This is a genomic window from Pseudoxanthomonas composti, from assembly GCF_004122095.1.
GTDB classification, from domain to species: Bacteria; Pseudomonadota; Gammaproteobacteria; order Xanthomonadales; family Xanthomonadaceae; genus Pseudoxanthomonas_A; species Pseudoxanthomonas_A composti.
Genome location: NZ_SAWZ01000001.1, coordinates 648,354 through 665,059 on the forward strand (window position 1 = coordinate 648,354; position 16,706 = coordinate 665,059).

Annotated in this window: 12 protein-coding genes; 6 read left to right on the plus strand and 6 right to left on the minus strand. The window is 67.9% G+C overall.

Annotated features, from left to right (window positions below; genetic code table 11):
- The first annotated feature begins 73 nt into the window (after positions 1–73).
- Together EPA99_RS02695 and EPA99_RS02700 are read left to right on the plus strand one after the other, a co-directional pair.
- Positions 74–1,930: an SLC13 family permease gene (locus EPA99_RS02695; protein ID WP_129469631.1), complete on the plus strand. Its 1,857-nt coding sequence runs from the start codon at positions 74–76 to the stop codon at positions 1,928–1,930.
- Positions 1,927–2,307: an ACT domain-containing protein gene (locus EPA99_RS02700; protein WP_129469632.1), complete on the plus strand. Its 381-nt coding sequence runs from the start codon at positions 1,927–1,929 to the stop codon at positions 2,305–2,307. The genes EPA99_RS02695 and EPA99_RS02700 overlap by 4 nt, the downstream gene beginning before the upstream one ends.
- A 51-nt stretch (positions 2,308–2,358) precedes the next feature.
- Here the strand turns inward: EPA99_RS02700 and EPA99_RS02705 are convergent, their stop codons facing one another.
- Positions 2,359–2,682: a Rieske (2Fe-2S) protein gene (locus EPA99_RS02705; protein ID WP_129469633.1), complete on the minus strand. Its 324-nt coding sequence runs from the start codon at positions 2,680–2,682 to the stop codon at positions 2,359–2,361.
- A 93-nt stretch (positions 2,683–2,775) separates the two neighbouring features.
- Here EPA99_RS02705 and EPA99_RS02710 point away from each other — a divergent pair, with 93 nt between their 5' ends.
- The 4 genes from EPA99_RS02710 to EPA99_RS02725 all read left to right on the plus strand — a co-directional run bounded on the left by EPA99_RS02710 (position 2,776) and on the right by EPA99_RS02725 (position 6,053).
- The gene (locus tag EPA99_RS02710) at positions 2,776–3,072 is read left to right on the plus strand and encodes a hypothetical protein (protein ID WP_129469634.1); all 297 of its coding nucleotides are present in this window, start codon (positions 2,776–2,778) and stop codon (positions 3,070–3,072) included.
- Positions 3,073–3,156: 84 nt separating this feature from the next.
- Positions 3,157–3,867, plus strand: a complete 711-nt coding sequence (locus tag EPA99_RS02715) for a fumarylacetoacetate hydrolase family protein (protein WP_129469635.1) — start codon at positions 3,157–3,159, stop codon at positions 3,865–3,867.
- 189 nt (positions 3,868–4,056) lie between these two features.
- Positions 4,057–4,497, plus strand: coding sequence for a large-conductance mechanosensitive channel protein MscL (gene mscL / locus EPA99_RS02720; RefSeq protein ID WP_164978532.1), 441 nt, complete (start codon positions 4,057–4,059; stop codon positions 4,495–4,497).
- Between the two features lie 125 nt (positions 4,498–4,622).
- The gene (locus EPA99_RS02725; protein WP_129469636.1) at positions 4,623–6,053 is read left to right on the plus strand and encodes a M28 family peptidase; all 1,431 of its coding nucleotides are present in this window, start codon (positions 4,623–4,625) and stop codon (positions 6,051–6,053) included.
- A gap of 494 nt (positions 6,054–6,547) precedes the next feature.
- On the opposite strand, the gene EPA99_RS02730 is transcribed toward EPA99_RS02725, so the two are convergent.
- The 5 genes from EPA99_RS02730 to EPA99_RS02750 all read right to left on the minus strand — a co-directional run bounded on the left by EPA99_RS02730 (position 6,548) and on the right by EPA99_RS02750 (position 16,373).
- A complete protein-coding gene (locus tag EPA99_RS02730; RefSeq protein WP_129469637.1) occupies positions 6,548–7,405 on the minus strand; it encodes a TrmH family RNA methyltransferase in 858 nt (285 codons plus the stop codon).
- Entirely contained in the window at positions 7,406–8,836 is a 1,431-nt protein-coding gene (locus EPA99_RS02735) for an alanine/glycine:cation symporter family protein (RefSeq protein WP_425479152.1), read from the minus strand. It abuts the gene before it with no gap.
- Positions 8,837–9,178: 342 nt separating this feature from the next.
- Positions 9,179–11,854 carry a M1 family metallopeptidase gene (locus tag EPA99_RS02740; RefSeq protein ID WP_129469639.1) on the minus strand — a complete coding sequence of 892 codons (2,676 nt, stop codon included), beginning with the start codon at positions 11,852–11,854 and terminating at the stop codon, positions 9,179–9,181.
- A 314-nt stretch (positions 11,855–12,168) separates the two neighbouring features.
- Positions 12,169–15,294, minus strand: coding sequence for an efflux RND transporter permease subunit (locus tag EPA99_RS02745; protein ID WP_129469640.1), 3,126 nt, complete (start codon positions 15,292–15,294; stop codon positions 12,169–12,171).
- Entirely contained in the window at positions 15,291–16,373 is a 1,083-nt protein-coding gene (locus EPA99_RS02750) for an efflux RND transporter periplasmic adaptor subunit (protein ID WP_129469641.1), read from the minus strand. The genes EPA99_RS02745 and EPA99_RS02750 overlap by 4 nt, the downstream gene beginning before the upstream one ends.
- Positions 16,374–16,706 lie beyond the last annotated feature (333 nt).

Sequence of the window (16,706 nt, forward strand, 5' to 3'; positions counted from 1 at the left end):
GCCGCTGTCGGCTGATCCCCAATCCCGAATCCCGAATCCCGACTTCCGAATCCCGAATCCCCAATCCCGCCCCATGGACTCCGCCCTCACGCTGACCAACGACATGAAGCTCGTGCTCGGGCTGGTCGGCTTCACCATGGCGATGTTCCTGTTCGAGCGCATCCGCGCCGACGTGGTGGCGATGATCGTGCTGGTGGCCCTGGGCATCACCGGGCTGATCGCGCCGGAGGAGATCTTCGGCGGCTTCTCTGGCAACGCGGTGATGAGCATCATCGCCACCACCATCCTCGGCGCCGGCCTGGACCGCACCGGTGCGCTGAACCGCCTGGCGTTCTGGCTGCTGCGGCGCGGCCACGGCATCGAGCAGCGCCTGCTGCTGATGACCACCGGCATCGCCGGCCTCAACTCGTCCTTCATGCAGAACCCGTCGGTCATGGCGTTGTACATGCCGGTGGCCTCGCGCCTGGCCTCGCGCAGCGGCCTGACCCTGCCGCGGCTGCTGCTGCCCATCGCCTCGGCCATCGTGATGGGTGGCGCGCTGACCATGGTCGGCAACTCGCCGCTGATCCTGCTCAACGACCTGTTGATCTCGGCCAACAACAACCTGCCTTCGGGCATGGCCACGCTGGAGCCGCTGCGGATGTTCGCGCCGCTGCCGGTGGGCGTGGCGCTGCTGATCGCCTCGCTGCTGTACTTCCGCTACTACGGCAGCAAGGCGCTCAAGCAGGAGACCGAGACCAGCACCGCGCCGGCGCGCACCGAGAGCTACTTCGCCAACACCTACGGCATCGAGGGCGAGGTCTACGAGCTGACCGTCACCGCCGACAGCCCGCTGGTGGGCATGTCCATGGGCGATGCCGAGAGCCTGCACGATGCGCCGCTGATCCTGGCGCTGCAGACCGGCAACGACACCCGGCTGGCGCCGCCGGCGGACATGCGCATCTGGGTGGGCAGCGTGCTCGGGGTAATGGGCAAGCGCCCGGACGTGCAGGACTTCGCGCAGAACCGCTTCCTCAAGCTGTCCTCGCGCCTGCGTCGCTTCGGCGACCTGTTCAACCCCAGCCGCGCCGGCATCTCCGAAGCCGTGGTGCCGCCGACCTCCGGCTTCATCGGCAAGACCGCCGCCGAGCTGCGCCTGCGCCAGCAGTCGGGCATCAGCCTGCTGGCGATCAACCGCGACAAGAAGGTGATGCGCGAGGACGTGCGCAAGGTGTCGCTGCGCGCCGGGGACATGCTGGTGTTCCACAGCATCTGGCAGGACCTGGCCCAGGCCGCCAAGGGCCGCGATTTCGTGGTCGTCACCGACTATCCCAAGGGCGAGCAGCGCCCGCACAAGTTCAAGGTGGCGATGGGCATCTTCGCCGCCACGATCGTCATTGCCCTGACCTCGCGCCTGCCCGTGGCCCTGACCCTGTGGACCGGGGTGGCGGGCATGCTGGTCACCGGCGTGCTGCGCATGGACGAGGCCTATGCCTCGATCAGCTGGAAGACGGTGTTCATGATGGCCGGGCTGATTCCGCTGGGCTGGGCCATGGACAGCAGCGGCGCGGCGGCGTGGGTGGCAGGGCACACGGTGGAACAGTTGCCCGAAGGCATTCCGGTGTGGGTGCTGCAGATCGCCCTGGCGCTGCTGACGACCGGCTTTTCGCTGGTGATCAGCCATGTCGGCGCCACCATCGTCACCGTGCCCATCGCCATCAACCTGGCGCTGGCCGCCGGTGGCAACCCCACAGCGTTCGCGCTGATCGTGGCGCTGTCGGCCTCCAACAACCTGATGACCGCCTCCAACCCGGTCATCTCCATGGTGGTCGGCCCGGCCAACTACACCTCCAAGCAGCTCTGGCGCGTGGGCGGGCCGATGTCGCTGATCTATACGCTGGTGGTGGTGGCCAGCGTCAACCTGATGTTCTGGCTGGAGGCGCGCTTTTGAGCCTGAGCCTGCGACTCGTCCAGGGCGATTACGCCATCGCCCGGCTCGCGGCCGATGCGGCGTTTCCCGGCTGGCTGCCTGCGCACGGCTTCTGTTCGGTCACCCGCAGCAGCGATGAGCTGTCGGTGGTCTGCCTGCAGGAGGCGGTGCCGGCCGAGGTCCGCAGCGACGGCGGGTGGCGGATGCTCAGCCTGCTCGGGCCGTTTGCCTTCGATATGACCGGCATCCTGCTGCAGGTGCTGGCACCGCTGGCGGCGGCGGACATCGGCATCTTCGCCCTGTCCACCTTCGATACCGACCATGTCCTGGTCAAGGCGGTGCACCTGGACGCAGCGATCGCCGCGCTGCGCGCGCACGGGCATCACGTGCAGGCCTGAGCGGTGGCCGGGATGGGACTGGCATCCTCGACGAACGCGAGTGCCTCGATCTCAGACCAGCACGACCTCGCCATCGCGCACTTCCACCGCCACCGCCAGCAGCGTTTGGCCGCGGCACGGACCGCCGGTGCATGCGCCATCGTCCAGCCGGAACGTGGCGCCATGCACGGCGCACACCAGTTGCTGGTCGCGCGTGAGCAGGAACTGGCCGGGCGCGTAGTCCATGCGCCGACCGGCGTGCGGACACACGTTCATCCACGCCTGGACCTCACCGTCGCGGCGGAACAGAATCAGCGATTCGACATCACCGCCAAGGTTGCATTCGACTTCCACGGGCTGTTGCTCAGGCAATGAATCCAGGGCGATCAACGGCATAGGGTTTAACGAAGTCCTCACACAGTCACAGAGTTGTCATCGGATACTGCGCGCACCGATCACCCCGGCATCTTCACACGAGCTCCCCCTGCCATGGTCAATCGTCCTTTCTCCGGCCGCGCGTTCCGCTTCGATTTCACCCGCCTGCGTGCGGTGACCTCGCCGCGCAAGCCGCGCAATCCGCTGCTGCGCGTAGCCTGTGGCCTGGTCGGCGTGGCATTGCTGGCGGTGATGGTGTTCTTCGGCTTGTTTGTGGGTGCGGCGATGATCGCCGGCGGCATGGTGTTCAAGCTGATGAGCCAGCGCGGCAAGCCCGCCGCTGCGCGCCAGCGTGTGGTGGAAGGCGAGTACCACGTGGTGCGCAAGCCCGTGCTGCCGATGGGCTCCTGAGCACACCCTCGATGACTTACCGCCATGCCCGCCCGCGGCATGGCGCGTAAACTGGCCTGCGATTCCCCCCAGGACGCAACGCCGATGACCGATCTAGTTCCTCCACCCCAGCCGGTGCGCATTCCTGTGCGCGGCGGTGGCACGTTCCCCGTGCGTCGGGTGTATTGCGTAGGCCGCAACTTCGCCGACCACGCCCGCGAGATGGGCGCCAGCGCCCCTGCATCCAAGGCCGACCGCGGCCAGCCCACCTTCTTTCACAAGCCGGCCGATGCGCTGGTGGTCGGCGGCGGCGATGTGCCGTACCCGCCTGGAACCTCCGATCTGCATCACGAGGTGGAACTGGTGGTCGCGCTTGGCCAGGATGCCCCCGCAGGCGAACTGCCGCGCGAGGCGGCGATGCCGCTGGTGCTGGCCTACGGCATTGGCCTGGACCTGACGCGCCGCGACCTGCAGGCAGCGGCCAAGGCCAAGGGCCTGCCGTGGGATACGGCCAAGGGTTTCGATCATTCCGCGCCGGTCAGCGAGCTGGTGCCAGCTTCGGACCTGGGCACGCCGCTAAAGCAGCTCACGCTGACGCTGAAGGTCAATGATGCGCAGCGCCAGCACGGCGCGCTGACCGACCTGATCTGGGACGTGCCGGACATCCTGCACGAGCTGTCCAAGCTGTATGCGCTGAAGGCGGGTGACCTGATCTACATGGGCACACCGGCGGGCGTGGCCGCGCTGCAGCGGGGCGATCGTTTCCTGGCCTCGCTGGATGGCGTGGTGCAGCTGCAGGGCACCATCAGCGGCTGAGGCTTAGCGCGAGTAACCTGTTTCTGCTGCAGCGTAGCCGGATGCAGGTTGCCCATGTGGAAGCAGAGCAGTTCGAAGTTGGTCGGCAGCTACACACGGTCGCCGGGCTCATCCGCGTTTGACGTTCGCCTGCGTAGCGTATGCACTGCGACCTGCGCACCATTCCCCGTAAATCAGAAGGAACCTCACATGGGCATGATCTCCGAGTTCAAGAAGTTCGCCATGCGCGGCAACGTCATCGATCTGGCCGTGGGTGTGGTGATCGGCGCGGCCTTCGGCAAGATCGTCACCTCGCTGGTGGCCGACATCATCATGCCGCCGATCGGGCTGCTGATTGGCAACGTGGATTTTTCGGACCTGGCCATCACCTTGCGCGAGGCGAGCGTGGATGCGTCAGGCGCCGAGGTCCCGGCCGTGGTGATCGCCTATGGCAACTTTATCAACGTGGTCATCCAGTTTCTGATCGTGGCGTTCGCGATCTTCATGCTGGTGCGTGCCATCAATCGCCTGGCACCGAAGAAGGAAGAAGAAGCCAAGGGTCCGTCGGAGGATGTGCTGCTGCTGCGCGAGATCCGCGACACCTTGAAGGCCAACAAGGCCGAGACCGGCAGCAGCCTGCCGCCGGCCTGAATCAGGGCCACCGGCGATGCGACGCCGGACATGCGACATGTCGCACGGGCATGACCTCTGCAAGGGGTCATGGGCGCGGCGGGCTGATACGCTCGCCGTTCCCCTCGCTTTGATGGACGCCCTGCATGCATCGCCTTGCCCTCGCGCTTTCCACCGTGCTGTTCGCCACCGCTTCTGCCGGCGCGGCCGAGACCCGGATCCCGGACAAGGCGATCGCGCAAGCCACGATGCTGCGCGAGCAGGCCTTGGCTGACGACACCGGCTGGAAGGTCACCGAGTCGCTGACCACCGAGGTCGGCCCCCGCATCGCCGGCAGCGAGGCCGATGCCCGCGCCGTGGCCTGGGCGCGGGCCAAGTTCAAGGCGCTGGGCTTTGACAAGGTTTACACCGAGCCGGTGCAGTTCCCGAAGTGGGAACGCCGCAGCGAATCGGCCCAGGTGCTGGGCGAGCATGCGCAGCCGCTGACCATCACCGCGTTGGGCGGGAGCCCGGGCGGCACGGTGGAAGGCGAAGTCGTGCGCTTTCCGACGCTGGAGGCCCTGCAGGCCGCACCAGCCGGATCGCTGGCCGGCAAGATCGCCTTCGTCGACTACCAGATGACCAAGGCCCGCGATGGCAGCGATTACCGCAACGGCGGCGCGGTGCGCAGCAAGGCGCCGTCGGAGGCCATTCGCAAGGGCGCGGTGGGCTTTGTCATGCGCTCGGCCGGGACCGACTCACACCGCGTGCCGCATACCGGGATCACGCGCTTCGATGAGGGGCTCACGCCGATTCCCGCCGCTGCGCTGTCGGTGCCCGATGCCAACCAGCTCGCACGCCTGACCGCACTGGGCAGCACCCGCCTGCGGCTGCGCCTGGACTGCGGTTGGGACGGCAAGGCGACCTCCTACAACGTGATTGGTGAGATCACCGGGCGCAGTCTGCCCAAGGAAGTGGTGGTGATCGGCGGGCACCTGGATTCGTGGGATCTGGGCACCGGGGCGATCGACGACGGCGCCGGGGTGGGCATCACCATGGCCGCTGGACACCTGATCGGCCAGCTCAAGCAGGCGCCCAAGCGCACCATCCGGGTGGTGGCCTTCGCCAACGAGGAGCAAGGCCTGTACGGCGGGCAAGCGTATGCGCAGGCACATGGCCGCAATGCCGCGGACATGAAGCTGCACCAGATCGGCGCGGAGAGCGACTTCGGCGCCGGCCGCATCTACGCCTTCAACACCGGCTCGGCCAACCCGGCCGGCTCGCGCGCGGCCACCGCACAGATCGCCAAGGTGCTCGAGCCGCTGGGCATCAGCTACACGCCCTCGCAGGATGGCGCCGGGCTGGAAGGCCCGGGCCCTGACATCGGCCCCATTGCCGCCAAGGGCGCGGCATGGGCCGGGCTGTCGCAGGACGGCACCGACTACTTCGACCTGCACCACACCGCCGACGACACGCTGGACAAGATCGATCCCAAGGCGCTGGCGCAGAACGTGGCGGCGTACACGGTGTTCGCCTATCTGGCCGCCGAGGCCGATGGCGACTTCGGCAGCGCGTACGCGCCAAAGGCTGCGGAGTGATGAGGCCTTGTTGTCCGCTTCAATGGAGTAGCGGCAAAGCATTCTGTGGGAGCGGCTTCCGTCGCGAAGGGCTTTCACGGTAAGGCTTCTTCGCGGCTGATGGCCCTAGGCCACCTAGAGCCGCTTCCACAGGGGAACAGGCATTGGCACGGTTCTCGGCGCCTGCAGAAGCGGAAGCGCTTCGATCCGAAGCCGGTGGGCCTGACGCGCGCGGCAGCGGCCCGGCGGGCGGTGGCTGCGGCCAGCGAGGCAGGAAGCCGAGCGCGCGAGTCAGGGCAGGATGCCCTGACCGAGCGAGAAGCGGCGACCGCCCGCCGGGTCGCTGCCCAACCGAAGCGGCGATGCGCCCGGCTGTCTTCGAATCAAGGCAAAAAAACCCACAAGCCTGCCCGGCAGTGACATGCATCCACAGCGGGGGTCACTGACCAAACCTTCGATCACCGCCTACAAAACGCAGCAAGGTGGGTTGCCCTGAACCCGCAACCGCTCTCGCCTCAGCGACCGCGCCATCGCGACAGGAAGACCGCGGTGGCGGCAGAGACGTTGAGGCTTTCCACCGCGCCGGTACCGGGAATGGACAGCCGCAGATCGCAGGCCTCAGCCAGGGCCGGGGCCATCCCCTCGCCTTCGGCACCCATGACGTAGATCAAGCGCTGCGGCAGGCTCGTGGCGAACAGGTCCTGGCCATCGCGCACGACGGTCGCCGCCAGGGTGAAGCCGGCCGCGTGCAACTGCGCCACGGCGTTGTCGTCGGCACCCAGGCGCACCAGCGGGACCGCTTCGGCGCCGCCCTCGGCCACGCGTGCGGCCGCGCCGGAGAGCGCGAGCTGGGACTGCTTGGGCAGCAGGATCGCCGAGACGCCGAAATGCGCGGCCGAGCGCAGGATCGCGCCGAAGTTGTGCGGGTTGCCCACACCATCCAGCCACAGCGCCAGCTGCGGGCCGGCGGGCAGTGCCTGCAGCCAGTCCGACAGGCGCTGCGGCTCGACCCGCAGCACCTCGGCCACCACGCCCTCGTGGTGCTCGCTGCCGGCGAGCTTCTGCAGGTCGGCGTCTTCCACCACGCGATAGCCCACGCGCTGCTTCACGCACCAGGCCAGCAGCGGCTTGAGCGCAGTCAGGCGCGACTCGGTCAGGTACAGCTTGCGGATCGCTTCGGGCCGGGCCTTGAACACCGCATGCACGGCGTTGAGGCCGTACAGGCGTTGCTCGCTGCCGCGCCGGTTGGGCGGTGCGGGCGCAGCAGCGCCTTCATCGGCCGGGGACGCCTGCGAGGCGTGCGAAGGACGCGCGCCATACGGCGAGGGCGGACGCCCGTCGCGCGGCGGACGCGATTTCCAGGGACCGCTCATTCAGGGCTGCTTCCAGATTTCGGCGTTGCGGATGCCCAGCGCATCCGGGTCGAAGGTCGGGTCCTTGCCTGCCTTCTTCTGCGTCTCGTAATCGCGCAGGGCCAGCATCGCCGGCTTCTGCAGGATCAGGATGGCGATAATGTTGAGCCAGGCCATGATGCCTACGCCCAGGTCGCCCAGCGTCCAGGCCATCTTGGCGTCGTGGAAGGCGCCGAAGATCACCATGCCGACGATGCCAAGCCGCAGCAGCAGCAGCGTCCAGGGACGGCGCTTGTCGCCATTGAAGTAGGCCAGGTTGGTCTCGGCCATGTAGTAATAGGCCATGATGGTGGTGAAGGCGAAGAAGAACAGCGCCGTGGCCACGAAACCCGCACCCCAGCCCGGCAGCACAGACTCCACCGCGGCCTGCGCATAACCCGGGCCTTCGGCCACGCCGGCCAGCCCGGAGTACAGCGCGGCGCCATCGGCGGCGAACACGTTGTAGTTGCCGGTGGCCAGGATGAGGAAGGCCGTGGCGGTGCAGATCATCATCGTGTCGAAGTAGATGGCGAAGGCCTGCACATAGCCCTGCTTGGCCGGATGCGAGACCTCGGCGGCGGCCGCGGCGTGCGGGCCGGTGCCCTGGCCGGCCTCGTTGGCATAGATGCCGCGCTTGACGCCCCACTCCACCGCCAGGCCCATCATCGCGCCGAAGGCGGCATGCGCGCCGAAGGCGCTCTTGAAGATCAGCACGAACATGTCCGGCACGCGCTCGTGGTTGATGGCCATCACCACCACCGCCATCAGGATGTAGCCCAGCGCCATGAACGGCACCACGATCTCGGCGAAGTTGGCGATGCGCTTGACGCCGCCGAAGATGATCACCGCCAGCACCAGCGCCACGGCGATACCGATGCACAGCTTCAGGCCGTCCACCGCAGGCATGCCCAGCAGCTGCCCTTCCAGGCTGCCGCACAGGTTGGTGGCGCGGCAGGCGTTGATGGCGCTGTCGGCGATCGCGTTGGCCTGCACGCCCGGCATCAGGAAGCCGGTGGCGATGATGGTGGCCACGGCGAAGGCCAGCGCGTACCACTTCAGGCCCATGGCCTTCTCGATGTAGTACGCCGGACCGCCGCGATAGCGGCCCTCGGCGTCCTTGACCTTGTAGATCTGCGCCAGGGTGGACTCGACGTAAGAGGTGGATGCGCCGAGGAAGCCCATGACCCACATCCAGAAGATCGCGCCCGGCCCGCCGAAGGCGATGGCCGTGGCGATGCCGGCGATGTTGCCGATGCCGATGCGGCCGGCCATGGACATGGCCAGGGCCTGGAAGGAAGACACGCCGGCATCGGATTTCTGCCCGCCCACGGTCAGGCGGAACATCTCGACCAACCCACGGACCTGCATGAACCGGGTGCGGAAGGAAAAATACAGGCCGGCGCCCAGGCACATGAAGATCAGCGCCTTGCTCCAGATGATGCTGTTGAGTGCGGTAACGAGCTGTTCCACGGCGGGGGTCTCTCCGTCGGTCGTTGGCGATTGGGAAGCACGCGACGACGCCGCGGCATCCCGATTGTCCACGATTCGGCCGCGCGTGTATGCGGGCAGGAGCTAACCCAGGCGACCTGTCCGTGCCGCGACCAAGGCGAGTGCACATTGCCCTGTGGGAGCGGCGACAGGGCAGCTGCGCGAAGCGCCGCCGGTCATCCAGTATCGCGCCTGCGCAATTAAGAACACCGTGGGCGCTGCCGCCCACGGTGTCCGGTTCCGCCAAGACCGCTGGTGCTGCCGAGATCAGCGCCCGATCGGCGCGTCCTGCTGCTTGGCCTTCAGCGCCGCGCACAGGCGGATGCCCTCGCCGGTCTGGGCCAGGCCGCGGTCGGCGCCGCTGAGCTGGGCCAGGCGCGGCTTGAAGAACGCATCCAGACGGTCGGCCTCTTCCACGCTGCAACCGCCGGAGGCGGCCAGCGCCGGCAGGCGGCCGCCGGTGAAGGCGCCGGTGCGCTTGACGATGGCATCGAAGTTGCTGGTGAACCACACCCACATCGAGGCGTGGGTGCTGGCGTTGGCGTGGCCAGGCATCAGCACGTTGCTCATCTCGCCGACCTTGATCGCGTCGGTCAGGGCCAGGTCGCGCGCCTGCTGCAGCAGCACGCCGTCGGTGGTCGCGCCAATGGCCGAGATCATCGCATTGCGCTGCGAGGCGTCGCCATTGGTCTTGATCGCGGCGATCAGGGCATCCACGGCCGGCTTTCCGCGCGTCTGCACCGCCACCGACAGCGCATCGTCCAGCAGGTCCGGGTTGGCCGCGGCGAAGTTCAGCGCGCCGCCACCAGCCAGCACCGCATCGCCCTGCGCCAGCAGCGCATTGCGCACCTCAGGCACACCCAGGGTGTCGCCCAGGAAGCCGGCCAGGGTGGAGCGCAGGATCACCGCGTCCGGGGACTCGCCCTCGCGACGCTGGTACCCCAGCGCCTGCAGCTTGGGCAGGAAGGCCTTGCTGGCCGCCGCGCGCAGCGCATCGCGCTGGACCTCGGTGGTGGCCAGGTGGCGCCAGATCCAGCCCACCCGCCCGATCAGGGCGGTGGACACGTCGGGCAGCTCGGACGCCGACAGCGCCTGCATCGCGGTCAGCACGTCGTTGACGTCGGCATCGCCACGGCGGAAGGCCGCGTCGATGGCATCGGCATAGGCCAGCTGCTCGCCGTCATCCAGCGCCGCCACGTGCTTGCCCAGGGCCAGCAGCTGTTGCTGCGGCAAGCTGAATCGGTAGTAGCCCGCGCCCTTGGCGTTGGGGAACACCCACGGCTTGCGCGCCGCATCGGCCAGCACGATCCGGCCCTCGCTGCCGGTGACCAGCTCGCAGGCGGTCTTGCTGCCCTTGCGTGCCTCGTACTTCACGCACACCGGGATGCCCCAGGTCTGGGCGGCATCGCCCTTGGAGCCCAGTGGCAGGTAGCGCTGCTGCCTGACCTTGAGCACCGTCTCGCCACCCTCGCGGGCCAGCTCGGTCTGCAGGTAGGGCACGCCCGGCTGGTTGAGGAAGCTGCGGAAGGCGTTCTTGAAGGTCTCGTCCTTGCCCGCGGCCTTGGCGATGGCACCGACCAGGTCGTCGGCCGTGGCGTTGGCGAACTTGTGCGAGGCGATGTAGTCGCGCATGCCGGCCTGGAAGGTCTCCTCGCCGACAAAGGCCTCGAACATGCCCAGCACCGCCGCGCCCTTCTGGTAGGTGATGCCGTCGAAGGCGGTTTCGATGTCGCCGTTGCCGGTGATGGGCTGGCGCATCTTGCGGGCGCTGACCAGCGCATCGTTGTCCATCGCGTGCTGGGCGCCGCTGATGCGATCCAGGTCGGCGTGGTACTCGGGGTGGAACTTCATCGTCACCTTCTGCTGCATCCAGGTGGCGAAGGACTCGTTGAGCCACAGGTCGTCCCACCAGGCCATGGTGACGATGTCGCCGGTCCACATGTGCGCCAGCTCATGGGCGGTGACGTTGAACGAACCGCGCACGTTGCGCGCCGGTGAATTCTTGTCCAGCAGCAGCAGCCAGTCGCGGAAGGTCACAAAGCCCGGGTTCTCCATCGCGCCGGCGGAGAAATCCGGCGCGGCCACCAGATCCAGCTTGTCGAAGGGATAGCCGAAGGCGTAGTAGTCCTCAAGGAAATGGATCATCTGCGGGGTCTGCGCCAAGGCGCGCTCCATGCGCGCGCCCTGGCCCTTGGCGGCCACGCCGCGCAACTTGGTGGCCTGCGGGCGATGCGCGCCGGCGGCGATGTCCGGGCCGGCGACCACGTCCCACGGGCCGATGCCATAGGCCAGCAGATAGGTCGGCAGCGGCAGGGTGGTGGCGAAGGTCGTGGTCTTCCAGCCCTTGCCGGCCGGCTTGGTGCCGGTCTCGGCGGTGTTGGCCAGGGCCTTGTCGCCCTCGGGCACGGTGATGCTCAGATCGTAGGGCGTCTTGAAGATCGGCTCGTCGAAGCCCGGGAACGCGTAGCGCGCGCTCACCGGCTCCATCTGCGTGATCGCATAATTCTCGCCCTGGTACTTGACCTGGTACAGGCCCTGCAGCTGCTGGTTGAACGGCGCGGTGTAGCTGATGTCCAGGGTCAGCTGCTGCGGCGAGAGCTCGCGGCCGAAATCGATGCGCACCACGCCGGCCTGCTCATCGGCGCTCACGTAGCGGGCGATGGCGCGCTTGCCCTTGGCATCGGTCACGAACGTGCGCGAGACCTTCAGCTCCTTGCCGTGCAGCCAGACGTGATCCGAAGCCTCCTTCAGGTCCACCTTGATCTGCGCCCGGCCAGTGAAGGTCGGCTGGTCCGGATCGACCTTCAGCGACAGCGTGTAATGCGTCGGCGTGGCCCAGCCCGGCAGGTGGCCGGTGGGCACGTCATCCTTGGACGCGGCGAAGGCAGCGCTGCTGCACAGCGCCAGGGCAGAAAACAGCAGGGAACGGGCCGGAAGACGCATCGGGTGTCCTTGGAACGGGAAACCGGGTACTTCAGCACAGGGCGGTGCTGGGCGGCATGTGACGAAAGTGACAGGAACGAGTGATGAGGAACGAGGAACGAGTGAAAAAACGGGGCTGCCGCATTTCGCCTTGACTCGTTTCTCGTTCCTCTCAACTCGTTCCTCGCCTCAAGCGTGCCCCCCACCGACGGGGTGCTGCGCGGCATGTGATGAAAGTGAAAGGAACGACTGAAGAGGAACGAGGAAAGAGTGGAAAAACGGGGTTACGCCTTCGCTCTCACTCGTTTCTCGTTCCTCTCAACTCGTTCCTCGCCTCAAGCGTGCCCACCCACCGACGGCGTCTGCGCATCCAGCGCCTTCAGCTCATTGGCCACCGACTCGGGCGACTTGGTGTACGGGGCGATCAGGGTGTAGAAGGCCGGCACCACGTACAGCGACAGCAGCGTGGACAGCGAGACGCCGAAGATCACCACGACACCGATCGTGGCGCGGCTGGCCGAGCCGGGGCCGCCGGCCAGCACCAGCGGCACGGCGCCGACCACCGTGGCAATGGAGGTCATGAGGATCGGGCGCAGGCGCACGCTGGCCGATTCGACGATGGCCTGGTGCACGCTGCGGCCTTCATCGCGCAGCTGGTTGGCGAACTCCACGATGAGGATGCCGTTTTTGGCCGCCAGGCCTACCAGCATTACGATGCCGATCTGGCTGAACAGGTTGAGCGTACCGCCGGTGGCCCACAGCCCGACCAGCGCGCCCAGCACCGCCAGCGGCACGGTCAGCATGATCACCAGCGGGTGGGCGAAGCTTTCGAACTGCGCGGCCAGCACCAGGTACACCACCAACAGCGCCATGCCGAAGGTCAGCAGCACCGCGGCGCCGGACTTCTGGTACTCGCGCGACTCGCCCTTCCAGTCCACCTGCGCGTAGTCAGGCAGCTCTTCGCGCGCGACCTGTTCCACCCAGGCGATGGCATCGCCCAGGGCGTAGCCCGGCGCCAGGCCAGCGCTGATGGTCACCGCGCGCAGGCGATTGAAGCGGTTGAGGGTGCCGGCCTCGGCCACCTCGGTCAGCTCCACCAGGTTGGACAGCGGGATCAGCTGGCCGCTGCTGGAACGCACGCGGATCGATTCCAGGTCCGCCGGCGAGGTGCGTCCCTCGCGGCCGGCCTGCACCATCACGTCGTATTCCTCGCCATTGTCGACGAAGGTGGTCGCGCGCACCGAGCCCATCAAGGTCTCCAGCGCGCCACCGATCTCGGTCACCGACACGCCCAGGTCCGCCGCACGCTGGCGGTTGATGTTGACCCGCATCTGCGGCCGGGTTTCCTTGTAGTCCGAATCCGGGCCGACGATGCCGGGGTTGGATTCCATGCGCTTGAGCACCGCATCGCGCCACTGCGCCAGCTCGCCGTAATCCGGCCCGCCCAGCACCAGCTGGAACGGCTGGCCGCGCGAGCGCACCAATCCACCCTGCACCTGCGTGCGGGCGCGCACGCCGGTCAGCACGCCCAGCTTGCGCTGGATCTCGGCGGCCACCTCGGTGGTGGGGCGTTCGCGCTTGTCCCAGTCCTGCAGGAACACGCTGACCCGGCCGGTGTGCATTTCCTCGCTGGCACCGAAGCTGCCGGGCACGCGCGGGTTGGCGCGCGCGATCGGCTTGCCCTCGCCCACCATCGGCATCACCAGCTTCTCCAGCTGGTGCATCTGCGCCACGGTGTAGTCGTAGCCGGCGCCTTCGGGACCATCGATCATGATCTGGAAGCTGCCGCGGTCCTCGGCGGGCGCCAGCTCAGCGGGAATGCACTTGATCAACACAGCGCTTGCGCCCAGGGCGGCCAGCAGCAGCAGCGCGAAGATCCAGGTCTTGCCGACGCTGCGCTCCAGCGAGCGCCCATAGGCGGCACTGACGCGCTCCATGCGCGTGTTGAACCAGTGGTGGAAGCCGCGCGACTTGCCGGCGCCGTGGGCCTTGAGCAGCTTGGAGGACATCATCGGCGTGAGCGTCAGCGCCACGAAGGCCGAGATGGCCACCGCCGCGGCCAGGGCCACGGCCAGCTCGCGGAACAGGCGCCCCGTGCTGCCTTCCAGGAAGCCGACCGGCAGGAACACCGCCACCAGCACCGCGGTGGTGGCGATCACCGCGAAGGCCACCTGGGACGTGCCGCGCTGGGCGGCCACCAGCGCCGGTTCGCCCAGGTCGATGCGGCGTTGCACGTTTTCCACCACCACGATGGCGTCGTCCACCACCAGGCCGATGGCCAGGATCAAGGCCAGCAGGGTCAGCAGGTTGATCGAGAAGCCGAAGGCGTACATGGCGATGAAGGCGGCGATCAGGCATACCGGGACGGTCACCGCCGGGATCAGCGCGGCGCGGAAGCTGCCGAGGAAGATCCAGATCACCACCAGCACCAGGATCACCGCCTCGATCAGGGTGTGGTAGACGCGCTCGATGGAGGCATCGATGAAGGTGGTGGTGTCGAAGGCGACGAAGATGTTCGTGCCGGCCGGCAGGTTCTTCTGGATCTCTGCGGCCTCGGCACGCGCCACGCGGGCCACGTCCAGGGCGTTGGCGGTGGAGTTGCGCACGATGCCCAGGCCCACGTTGGGCACGCCGTTGCTCTGGAAATAGGCGCGGCGCTCGGCCGAGCCCAGCTCCACCTGGGCCACATCGCCCAGGCGCACCACGTAGCCGTCCGGGCCCTTGCCCAGCGGGATGCGGGCGAAGTCCTCGGGCTTGAGGTAGGTGCGCTCCACGCGCAGGGTGAAGTCGCGCTGGGCCGATTCGATGCTGCCGGCCGGCAGTTCCACGTTTTCCCGATTCAGTGAGTTGCGCACGTCGGTCACGGTGAAGCCGCGCGCGGCCAGCTGGTCGCGGTCCAGCCAGATGCGCATGGCATAGCGCTGGCGTCCGCCGATGCGCACCTGCGCCACGCCGTCCAGGCTGGAGAAGCGGTCCACCACGTAGCGCTCGGCGTAGTCGGACAGCTGCAGGGTGTCCATCACCGAGGAGCTCATGTTGAGCCACAGGATCGGGTCGGCATCGGCCTCCACCTTGGAGATCTGCGGCGGGCGCGCCTGGTCGGGCATGCGGTCGGACACCCGGCTGACCGCATCACGCACGTCGTTGGCCGCGGCCTCCACGTCGCGGCGCGGCGCGAACTCGATGCTGATCTCCGAGCCGCCGTTGCGGCTGCGCGCCTCGATGGTCTCGATGCCCTCGATGCCCGCCAGCGCGTCCTCCAGCACCTGGGTGATGCGGCTTTCCACCACCGCCGCCGAGGCGCCGGTGTATTCGACCTGCACCGAGACGATGGGCGGATCGATCGCCGGCAGCTCGCGCAAGGTCAGGCGGGTGAAGGACATCACGCCCAGCACTACCAGCAGCAGGCTCATGACCACGGCCAGCACCGGGCGCGTGATGGACAGGTCGGAGAGCTTCACTTGGGCTGGCCCGCGCTGGCGGCGGCCGGTGTGCCCGGTGCCGGCAGGCTACCGTCGCGCACCTTCAGGCCCGCGCGCAGCTTGCCCACACCATCGACGACGATGCGCTCGCCCACCACGACGCCTTCCAGGATCTCGGCCTTGCCGTCATGGCGCTCGCCCACGCGCACGTCGGCGCGCTCGACGGTGTCATCGTCCTTGACCCGGTAGACGAAGGACTCGCGACCGACCTGGACCACGGCGATCTCCGGCACCACCAGCGCCTGCCGCGCCGGCTGGTACAGCCGCACGTCCATCAGCATGCCGGGCTTGAGCTGGCGGTCGCCGTTGTCGAAGCTGGCGCGCACGGTGATGGCGCGGGTGGCCTCGTCCACGCGCGCATCCACGGCCGAGACCGTGCCATCGAAATCCTCGCCCGGCCAGGCGGCCACCGTGCCGGAGACCTGGCGCCCCAGCTGCACCTGCGCCAGCTGCGCCTCGGGCACCTGGAAGTCCACGAATACGCTGGAGATATCGTCCAGCGTGGCGATGACCGTCTGCGAGGTCACCAGCGTGCCGGGGCTGACCTGGCGGATGCCCAGCACGCCGGAGAACGGCGCGCGCACCTGGCGGTCGCTGATGGCCGCGCGCATCTGCGCCACGCGCGCCTGCGCGCCGTCACGAATCGCCCGCTGGGTATCGATGGTGGACTTGGCCACCAGCTGCTGGGCCACCAGCTGCTGCTGGCGGCGATACAGCTGGTCGGCTTCGACGAAGCTGGCCTCGGCGCCCAGCAGGGCCGCATCCTGGGCATTGCCGCGCAGGGTCAGCAACAGCTGGCCGGCGCGCACTTCATCGCCGCTTTCGAAATGAACGCGCTCGACCACATCGCTGACCGCGGCGGTCAGGGCCACCGATTCGCGTGCGCGCACCGTGGCGATGGACTGCACCGTGGAATTCCATGAACTCAGCGACAGCGTCTGGATCGTCACCGGCACCGGTGCGGACGGCGGGGCCTTGGGGGCCTCCTTCTGACAGGCTGACAGGCATGCGAAGACGGCGAACAGGCCGGCCACACTGGCACGGGAACGCAAGGACATGCAGGGGGTTCCACCACGGATCGGGATCACCGTGAGTGTAACGAGCGCGAGCGCGATTGGTTGACCCACGCGCCGCTTTTTCAAGCATGACCTACGACACGTGCCGTTTGCGGAGACCGCGCTCGCCGTTTCAGGCGATACCGTTCGGCGCGCCTGGACAGCCACGCATGGGCGCGCGATCGAGACATCTGAACAATCTGTCCCCGCGCGATCAAGCTCACTGCGTGTCGCTCCGTGGGAGCGACTCCGGGTGGCCTAGGGCCATTAGCCGCGAAGGGGCCTTACTGGTAACGCCCCTTCGCGGCTGAAGCCGCTCCCACAGGGCTTCGGACG

Bases quoted from the DNA above. Each gene is read 5' to 3' on its own strand.
- EPA99_RS02730 (WP_129469637.1), bottom strand. From the start codon at position 7,405: ATGAGCGGTCCCTGGAAATCGCGTCCGCCGCGCGACGGGCGTCCGCCC.
- EPA99_RS02710 (WP_129469634.1), top strand. From the start codon at position 2,776: ATGGTCAATCGTCCTTTCTCCGGCCGCGCGTTCCGCTTCGATTTCACC.
- EPA99_RS02725 (WP_129469636.1), top strand. From the start codon at position 4,623: ATGCATCGCCTTGCCCTCGCGCTTTCCACCGTGCTGTTCGCCACCGCT.
- EPA99_RS02740 (WP_129469639.1), bottom strand. From the start codon at position 11,854: ATGCGTCTTCCGGCCCGTTCCCTGCTGTTTTCTGCCCTGGCGCTGTGC.
- EPA99_RS02695 (WP_129469631.1), top strand. From the start codon at position 74: ATGGACTCCGCCCTCACGCTGACCAACGACATGAAGCTCGTGCTCGGG.
- EPA99_RS02715 (WP_129469635.1), top strand. From the start codon at position 3,157: ATGACCGATCTAGTTCCTCCACCCCAGCCGGTGCGCATTCCTGTGCGC.
- mscL (WP_164978532.1), top strand. From the start codon at position 4,057: ATGGGCATGATCTCCGAGTTCAAGAAGTTCGCCATGCGCGGCAACGTC.
- EPA99_RS02750 (WP_129469641.1), bottom strand. From the start codon at position 16,373: ATGTCCTTGCGTTCCCGTGCCAGTGTGGCCGGCCTGTTCGCCGTCTTC.
- EPA99_RS02735 (WP_425479152.1), bottom strand. From the start codon at position 8,836: ATGTGCCTGGGCGCCGGCCTGTATTTTTCCTTCCGCACCCGGTTCATG.
- EPA99_RS02705 (WP_129469633.1), bottom strand. From the start codon at position 2,682: ATGCCGTTGATCGCCCTGGATTCATTGCCTGAGCAACAGCCCGTGGAA.